Annotated in this window: 26 protein-coding genes; 1 reads left to right on the top strand and 25 read right to left on the bottom strand. The window is 22.0% G+C overall.

Annotated features, from left to right (window positions below):
- Positions 1-117 precede the first annotated feature (117 nt).
- On the bottom strand, positions 118-939 hold the full coding sequence (locus AACK83_RS04190) for a hypothetical protein (RefSeq protein WP_338959524.1): 822 nt from the start codon (positions 937-939) through the stop codon (positions 118-120).
- 626 nt (positions 940-1565) lie between these two features.
- Positions 1566-2684 (bottom strand): Mbov_0401 family ICE element transposase-like protein, encoded by a 1119-nt coding sequence (locus tag AACK83_RS04185; RefSeq protein ID WP_338956980.1) that lies wholly within the window; start codon positions 2682-2684, stop codon positions 1566-1568.
- 296 nt (positions 2685-2980) lie between these two features.
- On the opposite strand from AACK83_RS04185, the gene AACK83_RS04180 reads away from it, so the two are divergent.
- Positions 2981-3214: a hypothetical protein gene (locus AACK83_RS04180; protein WP_338956981.1), complete on the top strand. Its 234-nt coding sequence runs from the start codon at positions 2981-2983 to the stop codon at positions 3212-3214.
- An 87-nt stretch (positions 3215-3301) separates the two neighbouring features.
- Here AACK83_RS04180 and AACK83_RS04175 read toward each other — a convergent pair whose 3' ends face one another.
- The 23 genes from AACK83_RS04175 to AACK83_RS04065 all read right to left on the bottom strand — a co-directional run bounded on the left by AACK83_RS04175 (position 3302) and on the right by AACK83_RS04065 (position 19121).
- Complete coding sequence (locus AACK83_RS04175; RefSeq protein WP_338957151.1) at positions 3302-5428, bottom strand: hypothetical protein; 2127 nt, start codon at positions 5426-5428, stop codon at positions 3302-3304.
- The gene (locus AACK83_RS04170) at positions 5373-6620 is read right to left on the bottom strand and encodes a hypothetical protein (protein WP_338957148.1); all 1248 of its coding nucleotides are present in this window, start codon (positions 6618-6620) and stop codon (positions 5373-5375) included. The genes AACK83_RS04175 and AACK83_RS04170 overlap by 56 nt, the downstream gene beginning before the upstream one ends.
- An 18-nt stretch (positions 6621-6638) precedes the next feature.
- Entirely contained in the window at positions 6639-6761 is a 123-nt protein-coding gene (locus AACK83_RS04165) for a hypothetical protein (protein WP_255495924.1), read from the bottom strand.
- Between the two features lie 4 nt (positions 6762-6765).
- Positions 6766-9117 (bottom strand): hypothetical protein, encoded by a 2352-nt coding sequence (locus tag AACK83_RS04160; RefSeq protein WP_338957178.1) that lies wholly within the window; start codon positions 9115-9117, stop codon positions 6766-6768.
- Positions 9118-9120: 3 nt separating this feature from the next.
- Positions 9121-10818 (bottom strand): hypothetical protein, encoded by a 1698-nt coding sequence (locus AACK83_RS04155; protein WP_338956996.1) that lies wholly within the window; start codon positions 10816-10818, stop codon positions 9121-9123.
- A 14-nt stretch (positions 10819-10832) separates the two neighbouring features.
- Positions 10833-12014, bottom strand: a complete 1182-nt coding sequence (locus AACK83_RS04150) for a hypothetical protein (protein WP_338957176.1) — start codon at positions 12012-12014, stop codon at positions 10833-10835.
- Positions 12015-12032: 18 nt separating this feature from the next.
- Positions 12033-12407 carry a hypothetical protein gene (locus AACK83_RS04145; RefSeq protein WP_338957002.1) on the bottom strand — a complete coding sequence of 125 codons (375 nt, stop codon included), beginning with the start codon at positions 12405-12407 and terminating at the stop codon, positions 12033-12035.
- Positions 12408-12424: 17 nt separating this feature from the next.
- Positions 12425-12610 carry a hypothetical protein gene (locus AACK83_RS04140; protein ID WP_174480219.1) on the bottom strand — a complete coding sequence of 62 codons (186 nt, stop codon included), beginning with the start codon at positions 12608-12610 and terminating at the stop codon, positions 12425-12427.
- A 17-nt stretch (positions 12611-12627) separates the two neighbouring features.
- Positions 12628-12816: a hypothetical protein gene (locus AACK83_RS04135; RefSeq protein WP_338957011.1), complete on the bottom strand. Its 189-nt coding sequence runs from the start codon at positions 12814-12816 to the stop codon at positions 12628-12630.
- A gap of 41 nt (positions 12817-12857) precedes the next feature.
- Positions 12858-13016, bottom strand: a complete 159-nt coding sequence (locus AACK83_RS04130; RefSeq protein WP_338957013.1) for a hypothetical protein — start codon at positions 13014-13016, stop codon at positions 12858-12860.
- Positions 13017-13031: 15 nt separating this feature from the next.
- Positions 13032-13841: a hypothetical protein gene (locus AACK83_RS04125; RefSeq protein WP_338957014.1), complete on the bottom strand. Its 810-nt coding sequence runs from the start codon at positions 13839-13841 to the stop codon at positions 13032-13034.
- Entirely contained in the window at positions 13828-14028 is a 201-nt protein-coding gene (locus AACK83_RS04120) for a hypothetical protein (protein WP_338957016.1), read from the bottom strand. The genes AACK83_RS04125 and AACK83_RS04120 overlap by 14 nt, the downstream gene beginning before the upstream one ends.
- A 121-nt stretch (positions 14029-14149) precedes the next feature.
- A complete protein-coding gene (locus AACK83_RS04115) occupies positions 14150-14395 on the bottom strand; it encodes a hypothetical protein (RefSeq protein WP_286640816.1) in 246 nt (81 codons plus the stop codon).
- Complete coding sequence (locus AACK83_RS04110) at positions 14395-14649, bottom strand: hypothetical protein (RefSeq protein WP_338956667.1); 255 nt, start codon at positions 14647-14649, stop codon at positions 14395-14397. The genes AACK83_RS04115 and AACK83_RS04110 overlap by 1 nt, the downstream gene beginning before the upstream one ends.
- Before the next feature lie 221 nt (positions 14650-14870).
- On the bottom strand, positions 14871-15014 hold the full coding sequence (locus AACK83_RS04105) for a hypothetical protein (RefSeq protein WP_338957025.1): 144 nt from the start codon (positions 15012-15014) through the stop codon (positions 14871-14873).
- 3 nt (positions 15015-15017) lie between these two features.
- Entirely contained in the window at positions 15018-15311 is a 294-nt protein-coding gene (locus tag AACK83_RS04100; RefSeq protein WP_338956663.1) for a hypothetical protein, read from the bottom strand.
- On the bottom strand, positions 15301-15738 hold the full coding sequence (locus AACK83_RS04095; protein ID WP_338957028.1) for a hypothetical protein: 438 nt from the start codon (positions 15736-15738) through the stop codon (positions 15301-15303). The genes AACK83_RS04100 and AACK83_RS04095 overlap by 11 nt, the downstream gene beginning before the upstream one ends.
- Positions 15739-15741: 3 nt before the next feature.
- Positions 15742-16149, bottom strand: a complete 408-nt coding sequence (locus tag AACK83_RS04090; protein ID WP_338957031.1) for a hypothetical protein — start codon at positions 16147-16149, stop codon at positions 15742-15744.
- Positions 16150-16165: 16 nt separating this feature from the next.
- A complete protein-coding gene (locus AACK83_RS04085; protein ID WP_338957033.1) occupies positions 16166-16318 on the bottom strand; it encodes a hypothetical protein in 153 nt (50 codons plus the stop codon).
- A gap of 14 nt (positions 16319-16332) precedes the next feature.
- Entirely contained in the window at positions 16333-16476 is a 144-nt protein-coding gene (locus AACK83_RS04080) for a hypothetical protein (RefSeq protein ID WP_338957035.1), read from the bottom strand.
- 645 nt (positions 16477-17121) lie between these two features.
- The gene (locus tag AACK83_RS04075) at positions 17122-17529 is read right to left on the bottom strand and encodes a hypothetical protein (RefSeq protein WP_338959523.1); all 408 of its coding nucleotides are present in this window, start codon (positions 17527-17529) and stop codon (positions 17122-17124) included.
- An 11-nt stretch (positions 17530-17540) separates the two neighbouring features.
- On the bottom strand, positions 17541-18725 hold the full coding sequence (locus AACK83_RS04070; RefSeq protein WP_338958609.1) for a hypothetical protein: 1185 nt from the start codon (positions 18723-18725) through the stop codon (positions 17541-17543).
- 18 nt (positions 18726-18743) lie between these two features.
- Positions 18744-19121 (bottom strand): hypothetical protein, encoded by a 378-nt coding sequence (locus AACK83_RS04065; RefSeq protein ID WP_338957549.1) that lies wholly within the window; start codon positions 19119-19121, stop codon positions 18744-18746.
- Between the last annotated feature and the right edge of the window lie 5 nt (positions 19122-19126).

The raw sequence follows: 19126 nt of genomic DNA, 5'->3' as shown, positions 1-19126 counted from the left end.
CTTAAAAAATGCTTTTTTATAACGTTTGGTTTTTGATTTAGTTTTTCTATGTGATATATGTATAATTTCTTTTTGTAATTTTTTCTTTCCTTTTTTCACAACTTGATTATATGCAAATTATAGTAAATGTCTTAACAATCCAGTACCAAATACAGTATTAACTGAGAATTTTAAACCCACCCTTTTAAATGATTTATTGACATTATCAATAGGATTACTAATAACATTAACTACTTTATGATAAGTTCTAATTGTCCTTAATATTTGCCTATAAATTTTAAAACTATCTTTAATCATTTGTTGTACAACTGGTGGAGCAAAAGCAATACTTTTTAATCATTTATTTTGACTAACTCCATATCCAATATATCAACCGCTATATCATCTATATCAATGAAATGGATGTATTTGAATAACAAAAGTTTCTGCTTTGATAATACTATCAATAACTACAATTGGTTTATATTTAGGATTACGATGATAAATAGTAATTCCACATTTATCTAATGATAAAGGTTGAATTTTACAAGCCATAAATACTGGTGAATTTAATGGAATTAATTGTGCATGTTTAATTGCTTTCTTTTCAGCACTTGTAAATACATCAATTGTTTTTTCTTTTAATTTATTAATTTTTTCAAATGCTTGTTTTTCTAATTTTTCGAATTTCTCTTGTAATTTATAAATATTTATTCTTATTTTTTCAAAATATGAAGTATCTTTTCAAAATTTATTTAAACCTTTTTTAAAATAAAATTTAATATCAAAATATTTAAAAGTTTGATTTGCTTTTAATACTAATTTATGAATTGAACTATTTTTAAAATTAAATTTAATTGCATTAGCACGAATTTTTTGTAAATCTAAAATTAAAGATTTTCCATATCTATTTTCTGCATGTATTGTATGAACTAAATTTAATCAGTCATGTTGGTTCATTTTTAATACTTCTTTTAAATCAGTATTATATTTTTGTAAAAAATTGTTTGCTTTATCAATATCTTTAATTTTAAATTTAGGAGTTAACTGTGGACTTAACTTTATTAATTCATTTTGTAATAATAAATAATTTTTTAATTCTTGTACTTCTAATTTTGCAAAATTATTTTTATATTGTCTTTCAGCAACAAAACCTAAATTTTGTATTATTGTTTCGCGATTTGGAGCATGGTTATAATTAAATAAATAACGTTTATTTCCAATAATTTTATCTGTTAAAAATTGTTTTTCACTTACTTGACTAATGATTTCTTGTAAATTTTTTGCTTTTTTAATACCAATTTGTTCTAATGTTTTAGTTTTTTCTGCTAAACTAATAATTTAGGGGACGGTAACAAAAACGGAGGATATAATTACTTTTTAAACATTTCTTTAAAATTATAGACAAGAAATAATTGTAATTATATGCAATTGTAAGTAAATATTACTACTAAATTAAATTAATTTCAATTAAAATACAAATATTAAAAAATCAATAAGAAAATTTAATATAAATACACAACAAAAATTCTTATTAACTTTTAATTAATAAGTTTTTAATATTTTAATAAAAATAAAAATTTTGATTATGTTTTAGAATTGACAAGATTACACTTAAAAATAACCATTTTAATATAAATATCTATGCTATATGTTCTATTACCAAGCATTTCTTTTAAAATATATCAAATATTACTTTCAGCAAAAGTACCAATATTTCATTTTGCACCTTGATTTTCAATTCCTTGTTTATTATTTTTAAAATATTGTTTTTTTAATTTTTTATGATTTTTTAATATTTCATTCATATACTTTATTAATTCATCATATTGACCATTTTCAATAAAGTTTCTACAAGTATTATATTCTTCAAAATATTTTCCTTTGTTTCCAGCAATAATTCCTACATACAACTTTTTAACTAAATGGAATTTATCTAAAACAAATTGTGCATCTAAATAATTAGCAACATCTTTAATTCATTCTGCACTATCACCACAAATAATGATTTTTGCTTGGTCAAAATTTTCAAAAAATCTATTTCCTTGTTCTAAAATAAATTCAGCAGTTTTTTGAACTCCAATTTTAGTTTTTGTTGGTCTTATTATTACATCTACTCTTTTATTAACTAATTTATGATTAACATTATCTGTACAAAATAACACTAAACGCATTGAATATTTACCAGAATTTCGTTTAAATTTTCAAAACTTTCGATGTCCATCATCAATACTAATATAAATAAATTGATTTGGTTCTAATTTTATTTTAGGAACATCTAATTTACTAACTTGATATTCTTGAAATAATCTACTAATACTTGTTGTGCTAAATTTTGTTTGTTTCATAGTATGTAAAATGTCAATATACCTTTTTCCATCTGCAAAATGTTCAATAACATTATTTTTGATATCCTGACAAGTCCTTTTGTATTTAGGTAATTGCAATTTTTCATCTAATAAACAAATAGGAACTCATTTTTTTAATTGTTCATCATAATATTTATAATCACGACATTTATAAGTAACAAGACCATTGATAGTATTTCTAGTTCTTGTTTTAATTTTAACGGGGATATATTTTCTATCTCTTTCTTTTAAGATTCTTCAATCTGTTTTTTCTCATTGATTTTTTACATCATCTCTAAATGATTGATACATTCTTTTTGTTGCTTCTTTTAAAGTTCATAAATAATTAAAACTCATATTTTTTCTCCTAACTTTTTTTAAATTTTAAATTTATTGTAAATATATTTAAAAAATTAATTTACTTTTTTATTATAAACATATATAAGTGTAATTTAAAATTAAATCAAAACTTTTTAAAAAACGACTTTCATATTTAAAATATAATAAACAATTTCAATATAATTAATAGTATAGGTATCATAAAATAAACGCCTTTAATTTAGGCGTTATTTTGCATTTAAAAGCATACTTGTAAAAATAATGAAAAATAGTACAATTTAGAAATAAAATTAAGAAAAAAGGAGTAATTAAACATGAATGAACAAAATTCTGAATTACATTATGCTAAAAATATAGCAAAACAAAGAAAAACACAAAGGAATATATTTATTGGTATATCTACATTTATGACTGTATTATTTATTATTTCAGCAACAGCATTAGGTCTTGCTTGTAAAGACGGAAGACAAAAATTAAGTTTTTATTTAAAACCCGACCATACAGCAGTCTGGGGGGGCAACTATATGAGAACATCGTTATGACCATAATATAATTTCATTATATTTTGCAAATAAAAAAGGTGATAAAACAGATATCAAATGAGATGGTACTTATCCTAATGGATATTTTAATAATTAAATTTCAATATTAATATAAGATAATGTTTCATCATTTGAATTAAATAATTGAATATTATTAATATTTATGGTTTTACTTTCTGTTTCTAGCAGAATATCATAATTACCAATACCAAAAATTCCGGAAATTTCTAGTTTATGTAAATTAGAAATTTCTTTTTCTATATTGAATTTAATTTCATTACTAAAATAATCTTTTTGCACGAAATTAAATCAATCTCAACTTGAAAAATATTGTTTTTGACTATTAAATAATTTTAATAACTCTAAAACGTTATTAATTATACTTTTAACCATATATTTACCATATTCACCATTATTTAAACTAATATCTTGTGGTAATAATGAAGGTATGTTATTACTTTCTAGATTATTAGTTAATGATAATCAATTAAATTGGTTATTACTTAGTTTAAATCATTCATTTTGACTAATATTCTTATTTTTAACTTTAATATTATTAGGGTCAGTAAAATCAAAATACTCAGATTTTAAAACAACATAAACATTATCAAAACTTCATCTATCATGACTTGATTTTCTTGTTGGTTTTGATTTTAATTCAAAGTAATAAGGTAATAATAATTTATAGTCATCATCTAAACCTTTATTAATTGATAAATAAGAAAGTATACAATTTGATAACATCATAATTACTTGTTTAAAAATTTTTACTTTTGAATTATTAATAAAATTAGGATTGTCTAATTTTCATTGTTCAAATAAATTATTAATTACATCATGTGGTTTTTGATTTTCAAACTCATTTCTTAATTTTGTAATATCAGGTGTTTCTTTAACATCTGGATTTGCATCATATTTTGGGTCATAACCTTTAAAATTTGCTTGATAATTATAAGTATAACCTAACATATCCATTAATAATTTTCCCAATGTTGTAGTTGGTTTAATTTTATCGTAAGTTAAAACTACACTATCAATTTCATTGATTTTTCAATGTGTTTGTGCAGTTGCTTGTCCTTCTGCAACTTTAATAGTTCACTTTTTATTTTCTAATAATCTAGGACAGTTAGGACCACATGAAGTATCAGTATCTGCTGAAATATAACTACTTTCATCATTTTTTGAAAAAATAAAATTCATTTCTTTTTGAATATTAGTTTGTTGGTTTTTTTCATTAGTAACGATTGTTTCAACATTTTTTAATTCAATTTTTTTAACGTGTTTAAATTCTTGTGATGGTGGATTAGGTATAATTTCACCAATATCTAAATATTCTAAAATAGAATTTTGATTAATGAAATTTTTAGCAATATTTCACTCTAAAATTTGGTCACTAAATCATTGTTGTAAAATATTAACTTTTGGTTGAGTTTGAATTGGTAAAGCATATAATGGAAATAATTGGTTATCATCAGCAATTAATAAATTTGGTGATACTTTTAATCCATCAATTTCACCATTTACTTTTATATTGCCAAATAACATTGTTTTAGGAAATTTTAAAGTTATACTTTTAACCTTGGTATCTTTGTCTAATGGTTTTTGTAATTTAATAATAATTGGATAACCATCTCTTGTTTTAAAATCTTTAATTTTAATAATAGTAATACTTTTAGTACTTCTTGTTTTTGGATTTTGATAAGGTTGTGAATAGTTATTAATGATATATAAATTATCAATATTATTTTCAGTTAATGGTTCATTAATAGATACTGCATATAACTTAAATTGATTTAATAAATTTATTTCTTGAAATATTAAATTTTTAATATCAGTCATACTATATTCAATTGTATTATCATTAATATTAGTACTTGCTCTTTGATTTAATTGCATAGTAAAGTCTGATGTTTCAGCAGCAGTAGTTTTTAATACTTTATCAATATCAATAAAACCTATTTTAATAGTATTTGCTGAAAATCTTAAACTATTATTTTCATTATTTTTAAATAAACGCTCAATTTCATAAATATAAATTGTTCTTTTTTTAAATTCATCGTATGCTCTATTAATATCTGGGTCACTAGTAGCACCCATCATATTAGTAAAATCATATGGAATATTATCAATTAAATAATCATTTTCTACTTCTGCTTGATTAAGTTTAGTTTGCTTCTGTTTCTGTGGAAACTTCGTTTGTGGTTTGTTGTTGTTTTCCATTGTTATCTCCTATTAATTGGTTATTTTCGGGATTAAATAATTTTAATTTAACTGTTAAATTATTAATTTCTTGTTCATCATTAATATTAAATGTTTTACTATTTAATAAATCTTTATCAATTTTCACTAATATTTGAATAAATTTAAGAATATCAATATTAAATTGTCATAATTTTTGTTCAATATAATTAATAGTTGAAATATTAACTGCTGTACTTTCGGGAACTGATTGTTGTGCAGATTTCTTTTGACTTGGTATATGAATACCACAACGTTTAAATATTTCATTAACATTTCAATCATATATATCAGTTAAATTTTTACCTTTAAAATTACTATTTGTCATATTGATATTTTCGTTTTGTTCATTATTATCTCCACCACTTTTAAATATGTAGTTTTTAGTAACCAAAGTTCTTACTGCTTCTTCTAATGCTGATTGAACATTACCATAAGTTTGACTAAATATAAATTTAGGTGAGTTTAAAATAGTATCTAAAACAATTTGTTCATAAATAACATCTAATGCTTTAATTTTATCCATTACTTTATCACAATCTGCTTGTTCATTTGCTTTATTTCTCATAATTGCTATTGGTATATAGTTAATGTTTAATGTTTGTTCTTGTGATAAATTAGGATTATTAATGTATGATTTAAAATCTAATGGAAATTGTTTTTTATTATCACTAATACTATAAATTGCACGATTAATTGTTACTTGTTCATTATTTAATGTATAAACTTCGAATAATCTTACAGTTTGTGCATTTTGTTGATAACTATCATAAAAAATAGTACATTCAATTAATTTACCAGTAATATCATAAACTCTTTGTTGTATATCAACTACTTGAAAATATAAATTATCATTTGCAATATAAATTAAATAACCACTAATTCCTAATTTACTTAATTTAAAAATAGAATTTCAATTTTTTCTATAAAATTCTTGTTGAATTAAATATTGTTTAATGGTTTCATTATTAATTTCTAATGGAGCATTATATAAATTAGCATTATTTTCTGCTACAAAATCAGTAAAATAAGTTTCATGGTTAAAATCATTAAAACCAAAATAATTTAAAATAGAAGCATGTGTACTTTTATTTTTATTAGTTAAAAATTTTAATTTTTCACTTTGATTATCATTAATATTATTTTTTTCTTTTCTTTTAAATAAACTTAGCATAATATTCACCACCTTTCTTTAAAATATTTGATTAATTTTTAATATAATTTTTACAATAATGAATATAATTAAACCAGCAGTTGCTGATGATAGAATTACTCCAATTAAACCTAAAATAATTTTTATAATTTTAAAAAACATAATATTATTCCTGTAATTCTTCTAATTTTCATACATTACCTTTTAAATTACCTTTTCCACTATAAATAGTAATCAATTTAGCATGTTGAACTGATAAAATTACTATATTAACACTATCATTAAAGGTTTGTATTGGTACACCAGCAATTTTGTTATCCGTTATAATAAATTCTTGAATAGTATAAACTGGATTATATATACTTCAAGAATAATAAACTCTATAATGTTTATTAACTATAAAATCATAAGTAATTTGTCAATTATCTCATTTATTTTTTTCTCTTGTTCCTACATCTTTTCATTGTTGATTATTTGGACTTGGTGTTGGATTATCTGGTAATTCAATATCTCAACAATTTTCTTCAACTTCATTTGTTTCTAAACTTTTTGAATTAATTTTTATTTTTGGTGTAACATCAACTTTAATTGTATTTTGTAATTCTTCTAATGAAAGAATAGCACCATAATTAATATCTCCACCTTTTAAATATAAACTACAATTAAAACTACTTTCTCTAACAGTTAAAGTTAATATTACATCTTCATCTTTAATTTTAAATTTTGCAAGTAAATAATCTCCACCTAAATAATTACCAGTTTTAAATTCTACTTTATGCTTTATATTTGCTTGATTTACTGGTAATTCATCTAATGTTATAATTACTCTATATACAGTATTAAAATTAATTTCAAACGTATCTCATTCACGATTATTTTTACTTTTACTTATTACTTTTCATATTTCTTTATCTTGTTTTTTATCAATATTTGCTTTATTTTCATTAATAGCACCAGCAACAGTTTTATTAATAGTTTCTAAATTAGGGATTTCTTGACTTACAGCATTCAATTGAAATGCAATAGGGAATTGTGACTTTACATCTTCTAATTTTTTATCAATTTCTGGTTTTGTATAATATTTAGTTGGGTCAACTCCACCACCACTATCTTTAATTCATTGTTTAATAAATTTAGTTGGTGGAATATCTAAATCACCCGTAAATAAACCAGTTCCTAATTCTCTATATTGTAAAACTTTATAAGTAATATCTTCTTTAATTAAAGATAATTTATCTTGTTTTTTATCTAATAAATTATTAGTTTCTAGTTTTGTATAATAATCACGTTCAGTATTTTCTTCTGCTATAAATTCAGTTGGTGTTCCAGTACCTTGATATTGATATATATTATGAATTATTGGTGTATACTTTTTTGTGCTATTAGCAACAATAAATTTTATTAAATTATCATCATATAATAACATTACTTTGTCAATATTAACATCAATTTTTTCAATTATTATTTGTCTATTTTCTATTTGATGATTAGTAATTCTTATATTAGATTTAGTTAATTTATTATTACTTATAATAAGTTGTTTACTATCGATAAAATAATATGTTCAATCAATAATATATCATATATCTGTTTTAATATTTTCATTTTTAACTTTTTTTCATAAAGGACTAGTTTCAATATTAAATCAATTATTTTTAATATCATCAATATTTTGTTTATTAATATCAACTTTATTTTCTAATAATTTAATACTATTTTCATTAGTAGTAATTCTTTTTTGTTGTTTAGCAGAAAAGTCAGCAGTCGCAGCATGAGTAAAATCACCAATTTGTGGATTATTTTGTAATGCTTCTGGTGGTAATGTACCAATTTCATCAGGTCAATCTAAAATCATTGTTTCAGTTTTTGGGTCATAATCAGTTGCAACATAACCTTTATTTATAAAGTTTGTAACACGACCCCTATATATCTCATTTTCGTTATCATTAACTAAATCATCATATAATTTTATTTGTTTTGATAATGTAAATTCTTTTTGTTCTTTAATTAATTCATCAACTTGATTTCTAGTATAAAATACTTTTAAGTCAATTTTTTCAATATCTATTTCATCTTGATTATAATTTGAAAATACTTGTTTTAATTCTGTTAATCTTGCTCATATTTTCATTCTACTTGGTGCTAAATCTCAAACATTAATTGTAGGAATACTACTTGCATTAAATGATGTACCATTATTGAATTGAATAGTAGCATCAACATTAAATTCAATTGGTGTACGATTAAATACTCAATGTTCAACCATTACATAAACCATATCTCTTAATGTTTCTTTAATTAATTCATCTTTAAAACTATCAAAAGGAAATTTAGATAAAATAAAATCAAGATAAGCATTAATATCATTTTGAGCGCGAATAGCAAAAGTTGTAAATCAGTCTTTTACATTAGGTCATGTATTTATATATTGCGGTGGAGTTTCTGTAATTTTTCCAGTTAATGGATATCAGTTATTATAATTTTCAAGACTGACATCAGTTCAAAGTTTATTAATCATAATTTATCATTCCTTAAAAAATGCTTTTTTATAATGTTTAGTTTTTGTTTTAGTTTTCCTATGTGATATATGGATAATTTCTTTTTGTAATTTTTTCTTACCTTTTTCTACAACTTGACTATATGCAAATTTTTCTAAATGATGTAATAGTCCAGTACCAAATAAAGTATTAACTGAAAATTTTAAACCAACACTTTTAAATGATTTATTAATATTTTCAATAGGATTATTAATAACATTTACTACTTTATGATAAGTTCTAATAGTTCTAAATATTTCTCTATATACTTTAAAACTATCTCTAATTACTTGTTGCACCACTGGTGGAGCAAATGCTATTGCTTTTAATCATTTATTACGATTAACACCATAACCAATGTATCAACCACTATATCAACGATATCAATGAAATGGATGTATTTGAGTAACAAAAGTTTTTGCTTTAAGAATACTATCAACAACTGTAATTGGTTTATACTTAGGATTACGATGATAAATAGTAATTGCACATTTGTCTAATGATAAAGGTTGAATTTTACAACCCATAAATACTGGTGAATTTAGTGGAATTAATTGTGCATGTTTAATTGCTCTTTTTTCTGCACTAGTAAATAAATCTGTTGCTTTTTCTTTTAATTTATTAATTTTTTCAAATGCTTGTTTTTCTAATTTTTCAAATTTTTCTTGTAATTTATATATACTTTCTCGTAATTTTTCAAAATATGGTGTATCTTTTCAAAATTTATTTAAACCTTTTTTTAAATAAAATCTAATATCAAAATACTTAAAAATTTTATTTGCATTTAAAACAATTTTATGAATTGAACTATTTTTAAAATTAAATTTAATAGCATTAGCACGAATTTTTTGTAAATCTAAAATTAAAGTTTTTCCATATCTATTCTCTGTATGTATTGTATGAACTAAATTTAATCAATCATGTTGGTTCATTTTTAATACTTCTTTTAATTCAGTATTATATTTTTTTAAAAAGTTATTTGCTTTTTCAATATCTTTAATTTTAAACTTTGGAGTTAATTGTGGACTTAATTTTATTAATGTATTTTGTAATGATAAATATTCTTTTATTTGTTGTGATTTTAAAGATTTAAAATTATTTTTAAATTGTTTTTCAGCAACATAACCTAAATTTTGTGTTATTGTTTCACGATTAGGTGCCAAACTATAATTAAATAAATAACGTTTATTACCAATGATTTTATCTGTTAAAATTTCTTTTCCACTTACTTGACTAATAATTTCTTGTAAATTTTTTGCTTCTTTAACACCAATTTGTTCTAATGTTTTAGTTTTTTGTGCTAACTTAATAAATTTAGTAGTACGATAACCACGACTAATTTTATTAATTCCAACAAATGCAGGTAATATATTAAAAAAAGTATTTAATGGTGTTACATTTCCTTTTAAATAATCATAAACTTGATTAATAGTAAAATCAGTTGTAGCATAAATACCAAAATTAATAGTACTTGCAATAAAATCACTTGCACCTAATCCAAGTGCTATACTTTCACTTAAACCACCAGTAAAAGGAGCAAGTGCTACTGCTATTACTTGTACACCAATCATTTCTAAAATTTCTCATCAAAAACTTTTATTTTCTTGTTGGTTACTTGTTCTAGTATGTTTTGGTTTATTTATGTTTAAAAGTATTGCTGTACTAGTTGTACCAATTGGCATGATATTAATTTCCTTTATTTAAGAGTTATTTTAATTGGATTTGTTGTTCCTTTATAATTTAAGTCATTAATATTTGCAGTAATAGTTATATATAAGTCACCTGCTTTTTGTTTTTGATTACTTACATTAGTTTTTCCTTGTGCATCACTAAAATATTTAATAGTTGGATTTGTTAAATTTGGATTTAATGATTTAAGTTCATTAGTACTTTTTATTTCTGTATTTAATTCATTGTTATTGTTATTACCATTTGCAGTAATATCAGTTGTTAAATTTGTAATCTTAGTTTTTAAATCATTTTTATCATTATTAACAATTGCACATAACATTCAGCGTGAAGTTGTTTCTTCATCTGTTATATAGGGTATTGATTCACCAGTTACTTCTCCACCAACTAAATATCTTCTTCCAACTTTACCATCAGCAATATCTTGAACATATACAACTGTATTTTGTAACATATATCTTTTCATTGCTCTTGGTGTTGCTAAAACAAAAGACATAATTTTAGTTTCATTATTATCAGTAAATGTCATATAATCATCCATTACAATTTGACATAGTACACCTTTAATATATAAATCATTTCCATTTAATCTTAATTGTTGAGCAATCTGATTATCAGTAATTAATCCTTTATTATTAGCTAAATAAACAATACTATCATAAAGATTATTAGTAATAAAAAAACGACAATTATTACTATTTCTTAGTTGAAATAAAGTATTTCAAGCATCTAACATTGATTTTAAATATCCTACTGGTGATTTATCAGTAATGTCTATTTTAGTTGCATATTTTGCAATTACATTTGTATCATTATTTGCTAAATAATCTGCTAAGTCATTAGCAACTTCATATTGCATTGTATTTAATAAATTTTGTCCATTTTCAGCATTTAAATCAACATTAGCAATTATTTCACCCGCAACTGCTTCTTCTTTAATTTCTTTTAAAATTTTAATAGTTTCAGCATAACTAACATCTAATCCTTTGCTTTTATCATTTCATTTTAATACTTTAATTTCTGAATTTTTTGGTTTTTTAACTATAAATTCAATTTTTGTTGAATTAACCATTTCGATAGGAAAAAAACTTGCTCATGGTGAATTTGATTGTTTATAAAATTCTATAAACTCTGGTGCTTCTACTAATTTTTCGGTATTATCTAAATTTTTATTGAATTGTATTGCCATTTTTTGATTTCCTTTCTGTTATAAATTATTATTTTTTTTATAATCCAATAATGTACTTTTTATTGAACTTGGTTGATTTGTTATTATTGTTTGTGGTTTGCCACCTGTATTAATTGTTTCTTTAAATACTGGTTGTTCTTTAATGATTTTTTTAATAGTTTCTTCAATTTTTGAATTTTCTAAATTATTAGTTTTAAATTTTAAAAAATCATAAAATTCACTTTTAACTTGATATTTTTTAAATATATTAATTATTTCTTTTTCTTTAATTTCTTGATTAAGTTTATTTAACTTATTTTCTGCTTCATTAACTTTATTTTCTATTTCTTGTTGAGCATTATTTTCAGTTAAAGGTTCAGTTGTTTGTTGAACATTATTTTCATTTTCTAACATTTAACATTCTCCTAATCTTATCCCAATAATCAATCTTTAACTAATTGTGGCATTTCACTTATTAGTTTTTTATAATCATTAACAGCATTTTCTAATGTATTGATATCAGAAAATTTAAAACAATTATCAATATGTAAATCAAAATCTCTATCAATACTGATATCTTGTTTTCTATATTTTTCATTAAATTCAATTTTTGTCATATTATTTTTCTCCTTTATTATTTATTTTCTTTATTAATCTTTTCATTTAATTTTGCTAATTTTTTTTGATGTTTGATAATTTTGTTATTTGCTCTAACATGTTTTGGAGTTGTAATAAATCGTTTTAATAAAACAATAATTTCTCTGCAAATTAATATACCAGTGCTTATTCCAATTGTTTCAAGTGCTTTTAAAAATTCTTTCATTTTTATATTTTCCTTTCAATTTTTTATTTTTTTATTTTTGATTATTCATCAAATTCACCTTTATTAATTTTTTCAATCATATATTTTGTGTCTATTAAAATATTTTTAGCTATACCTTCATTCAGTCGTATTTCTTGTAAATCTTTTTCATGTTGTTTTAATTTATCATTGTAATATTCAAGTAATTTTTCTTTATTCATTATTTTTCACCTCCTTTATAAACTCATGTGATTATAATCTCAATTTAATGAAGCATTATCATTATTTAATAGTGCTTCGCTTATATTACCACTACCATATTGACTTGATGTTTCACTATTAATAGTAAATCTATTATCATTTATTAATCTTGCAGTTTCATTTGTAAATGAAGTTTCTTGCATTTCTCTATTATGATTTGTTTCTATTGGAAGTAAATTATGGATAATTTCACTTACACCAGCAATTATGGTAGGTACTGCATAAGAATTATTAAAATCATTATTAATACCCATAGCAACATCACTTGATATTAAACATCCACCAGTTGCCATATTACAAATTTTTCTTATTGCTTCAAATTTATTAGGTATTAATTCTAGAATTCCACTAATAAGATTTGATATACCATAAGCATTTAAACTAATATATGTATCTCAATCCATTAATGACTGATTTTCTTGTTTATTTAATAGTAATCATGGAGGACCTTCTGTTGTAGTTGTAGTAGTTATTGGAGTTGGTGTTGTTGGAATAATAGGATTAATATTATTTTCTGTTCATTTACTATAATTTGCTAAACCAATTGTTCCTAAACCTAAAATAATTTTTTTAGAACTATTAATTAATTTAGTTTTTGTATTTGGTCTTTGATTTAAATTTCATATATCTAAACCTAATTTTTTACCAAATAATAAACTATTAATTGAACCTAATATTGGATTTGCAATTACTTGACCATAATAAGCACTTGTACCAATCATTGCACAAATAGGACTTATACCAGTTCTAATTAATTTAGTTAAAGTATAATTATTTGTTTCCATTTTTTTCTCCTTGTATTTCTAATTGTAATAATTTTTCTAAAACATAATTATTTTTATCAAATTCTCTAATAAGTCATTTTTTTGTTTCTTTTCTATTATTAGTACAAAGAATTAATCTTTCTATCATATTAATTAATTCTTTTTTATCTGCTCTATCAAAAATTACTTTTAAAATTTCATCTAACATAATTTATTCTCCTTTATTTGTTTTTATCAGTTCTCTTATAACATCTAATAAGGAATCTACTACATAAGAATTTAATTCAAATTCATAATTTCTAATTTTAATTTTTTCCTTTTGCATTTGTTTATTCTCCTTTAATTTCTAATTTTTTAACTGTTACTTTAATTCAACCTTGATAAACATCATTATCACCAACTATTAATGCAACATTACTTTCGGGGTCAGAAACAATTATGTGTTTTGATTTAACATTTGGATATTGTCTTAAAATAATTGCTCTAATATCATTACTTGTATGAATTGCTTTTGGAAATGGTGATAATATTTCAATTTCATCTTTATTTTCAAACAAAGTAGGTAATATTATCATTAATGAAGTTCTCCATTTTCTATAAACTCAATTAATTTATAATAAGCAGTAAGTTTACCTGCTTCTTTTAATGAATCACATAAACAAATACTAATTTGCTTATTCAATCAGATAATTAATTTTTCATTATATTTATTAATTACTTTTTGTTTAAACTCTTCTCTTAATTTTTCTATATTATATAAATGTTCTTCAGTTATTTCTTTATTACGTTTTTTATTATATTCATTAATAATTTCTTGGTCTTTATTCACTATCTATTTCTCCTTATTTTTATTTAAATTATTAACTATTATTTCTAAACATGTCATACATCAATTTTTACTTAATCAGATTCTTTTATTACATTTTTTACATTTATTCATTATTAAATTCACCATTAATTATTTTTTACAATAAAATATCAAGTATCAAATCTATTTCTGTACCGTTATAGAATTTTTGTTGTTTTTTAATATAATTAATTAATTTTTCTTTATTCATTATTTAGTTCTTTCATTAAATTTTTATGTTTTTCAATGATTTCATTATGTTTTTTTAGTTCTTCTTTATAACTATCACTTTCAATAATTTTTAAAGTTTCTTTTATTTTTTTCATGTATCATTCATCAAAATTCATTATTTATTCCTTTCATTTTTTAAATCATTTAACATTAATTGAACAAAATGCACGATTTTTAGGAATATTTAAAGTATTAAAGATTTGACCAGTTACTATAATTTCATCATTTTTGTTTAATAAAATACATCGTTTATAAAATTTTGGGTTATTAAAAATTAAAGTAACATAGTTTAATCCATTTCATTGACCACGAACAGTATAATATAATTGTTTATTACCTTTTTCATGATATTTTACTTCAATAGTATTACTAAGTTTTACTGTTAATTTAACGTAATTTTCTTTATTTTTCATTTTTATAATTCCTTAAATAATATTGAATATGTTTATAAGCATCTTGTTCATGTTTTGTAAATTTTATATTTCCTTTATAATCTTCTATTTTATTTTTGTTTTTTGGTTCATTTTCATGATAATCTCAGTTCATAACATCTTGTACTAATATCATTAAAGCACCAATAACTTTTGGTGTTGCTAATGGATTAGTTAATAACTGTTTTGAACTTAAAAAGAAATTTTCTACAATAACTAATATTTTTTTATTTTTAAATTGTTTTTTAATTAATTTAAAATATTCTTTATATATATTTTTACTTTCTAAAACTGTTTTTGCTTTAAATGTTTCATTAAAAATAATATTATTAGTTTCATTTGAGTATATAACAATTCCATTATTACCAATACCAGCAGGGTCAATACCAATGATTAATTCGTATTGCATTTATTAATCATCTCTACATCAATCACAAACATATCCATATGATTTTGTATAATCTAAATGTTTTTCAATATCATAATTATCTTCATATTTTTTAGTATTATGTTGTTCTGCTTCTAATTCTGTTTTAAAGTGATAAAGCATATTGATTTTGTTATCTTCATATAATTCATTACATTCAACACATCTTTTTCTTCTTTTTTTAGTTTTATTCATAATCAAAATATCCTTTTCAATTATTTTTGCTGTTTGTTTAAGGTATTTAGGTAGTTTGTGATAACAACTGTCACATATTAAATAAGGTATTGGTCAATTTTTATATTTAATAGTTTTAGTAGAATTATTAATACAATCTTTTCAAACTTTATTTTTACAAATTCTTAATTCACATTTTTTATTTTCATTAATATTCATAACTTTATTTATTTCTTTAATTTTTACTTACAGTAATTAATAAAATTATTAATCCAATTAAAGTTGAAATTAAAGTAATAATTATTTTTATTTTTAATCACTTTTTTTGATGTTCTTTTGCTATTTTGATTTTTTGTTCTATTAATTCTTTCTTTTCTTTTTCTTCCATTTTTACTTTCTTTTCTAATATATTCTGTTGCTTGTAGCATAAAGAATATATATTTTTATTTTTATATTATTAATACTATTAGTTTTATTCATTCCAGAAATTCTGGGCTCAAAAATAAATTGTGAAATTTTAAAAAGAAATCGAGGCATTCGATTCAATATTTATTTAATTTGTGTTAAACAAATTAATATTTTAATTGAACCGGCACCGCTCAATTTTTTTTACAAGTTTGAAATTTATTTTTTCGCCCAAAAAAATTTTCAAAAAAAATAAAACCAACGCTTGCTCACTGGGGGGTGGCAAGGTTGGTTAAATAAAGAATAGAATTAATATAGTAGGTTCCCTAGTAGGTCTATATATACTAGTTTCCAATTCGCTCCCACCCCAAGAATTACCATTACTGGTTAGTATATTTTATTAGGTATCACTCCACTTTTTATTTATCCATGCAAGTCCACATGTTTTGGCCACTATTTTTAACAACTGTGTTGTAGTTCACTGTTTTAATTCCCTAACACGTGTTGATAATAGTGTTAAAGAGGGTTATTAATTATTAACTTTCTCCTACTTGGTCACTGCGTGTAGTAGATATTTAAAGGGTGTTAATAATAAAAATTTTAAAATTTTACAATTACAAAAAAAGACAAGATTATTTCTTGTCTTTTTCCTTTGAGAATAATTTTTATTTTATCTTATAAAATCTATATTTTTTAAAATACGTCGAATATAAATTTAAGGGTAAAAGAGAATTTAATTTGTCTATCATCATTTTGAAATGGTAATATTCAAAAGAATTTATTTATCTAGTAATTTATCTTCCTACGTTTTTGGGAACCTCCCAATTTAGTTGTACGATAACCACGACTAATTCTATTAAGTCCAGCAAATGCAGGTAATATATTAAAAAAAGTATTTAATGGTGTAACATTTCCTTTTAAATAATCATAAACTTGATTAATAGTAAAATCAGTTAAAAACTCTACACCAACAGCACTAATACTAGCAAGTAAATCACTTGCACCTAAACCAAGTGCTAAACTTTCACTTAATCCACCAGTAAAAGGAGCAAGTGCTACTGCTATTACTTGTACACCAATCATTTCTAAAATTTCTCATCATCAACTTTTATGTTCTTGTTGTTGACTTGTTCTAGTATGTTTTGGTTTATTTATGTTTAAAAGTATTGCTGTACTAGTTGTACCAATTGGCATAATAATTATCCTTATTTAAGAGTTATTTTTATAGGATTTGTTGAACCTTGATAATTTTTATCAGTGTCATTAGTAGTGATTACTACATATAAATCTCCTGCTTTTTGGTTTTGATTACTTACATCAACTTGACCTTGGGCATCACTAAAATAATTAATAATTGGAGTTGTTAAATTTGGATTTAAATTATTTAGTTCAGTTGTATTTTTAATTGTTGTATCTAATAATTTATTCTTTTTAGTAGTATCAGCAGTAATATTAGTTGTTAATGTTGTAATTTCTTCACTTAAATATTTTTTATTAACAATACCACATAACATTCATCTTGATTCTGTTTCTGAGTTTGACATATAAGGAATAGATTCTCCTGTTACTTGTCCACCAACTAAATATCTTTTTGGAACTTTACCATCTTTAATATCTTCAACATATATACTAGTTTGTTGTAACATATATCTTTTCATTGCTTTTGGTGTTGCTAAAACAAAATTCATAATTTGATTTTTATTTTCAGTATTTTTAAATGTCATATAATCATCCATAACAATTTGACATAATACACCTTTAATATATAAATTTGTTCCATTTAATCTTAATTGTTGTGCTAGTTGATTATCAGTAATTAAACCTTTATTATCTGCTAAATAAACTAAAGTATCATAAAGACTATTTGTTATAAAAAATTTACAATTATTACTATTTCTTAATTGAAATAAAGTATTTCATGCTGATAACATTGATTTTAAATATCCTACTGGTGTTGTATCAGTAATGATTACTTTTTTGGCAGATTTAGCAATTGTATTTGTATCATTATTTGCTAAATAATCTGCTAAATCATTAGCAACTTCATATTGCATACTTTCTAGTAAATTTTGCCCATTATCTGCAAATAAATCAACTTCACCAATCATTTCTCCTGTACTAGCTTCTTTTGTAATTTCTTTAATAATTTTATCAGTATCAACATAACCAACTTCTAATCCTTTACTTTTATCATTTCAATGAAGTATTTTGAATGTTGGATCTTTTGGTTTTTTAACTATAAATTCAATTTTTGTAGAATTAACCATTTCAATTGGAAAAAAACTTGCTCATGGACTATTTGATTGTTTATAAAATTCTATAAATTCAGGTGTTTCTACTAATTTTGTAGTATTATCTAAATTTTGTTTAAATGGCACTGGATTTGGCATTTTAAATTTTCCTTTCTTTTATAAATTATTTTTCTTTTTATAATCTAATAAACTACTTTTTATTGAAGTTTCTTGATTTGTTAATATTGTTTCTTGTTTACCACCTGTATTAATTGGTTCTTTAAATAGTGGTTGTTCTTTAATCATTTTTTTAATAGTTTCTTCAATTTTTGAATTTTCTATATTACTTGTTTTAAATTTTAAAAATTCATAAAATTCTTTTTTAACTTGATATTTTTTAAATATATTAATTATTTCTTTTTCTTTAATTTCTTGATTAAGTTTATTTAACTTATTTTCTAATTCAACAATCTTAATTTCTTGCTCTTGTTGTAAATTATTATTTTCAGTTAAAGGTTCAGTATTTTGTTCAACATTAGTTTCATTTTCTAACATTTAAA

It is taken from the genome of Spiroplasma endosymbiont of Tiphia femorata, from assembly GCF_964020225.1.
Taxonomy (GTDB): Bacteria; Bacillota_I; Bacilli_A; order Mycoplasmatales; family VBWQ01; genus Spiroplasma_E.
This window is presented reverse-complemented; position numbering and strand designations above follow the sequence as displayed.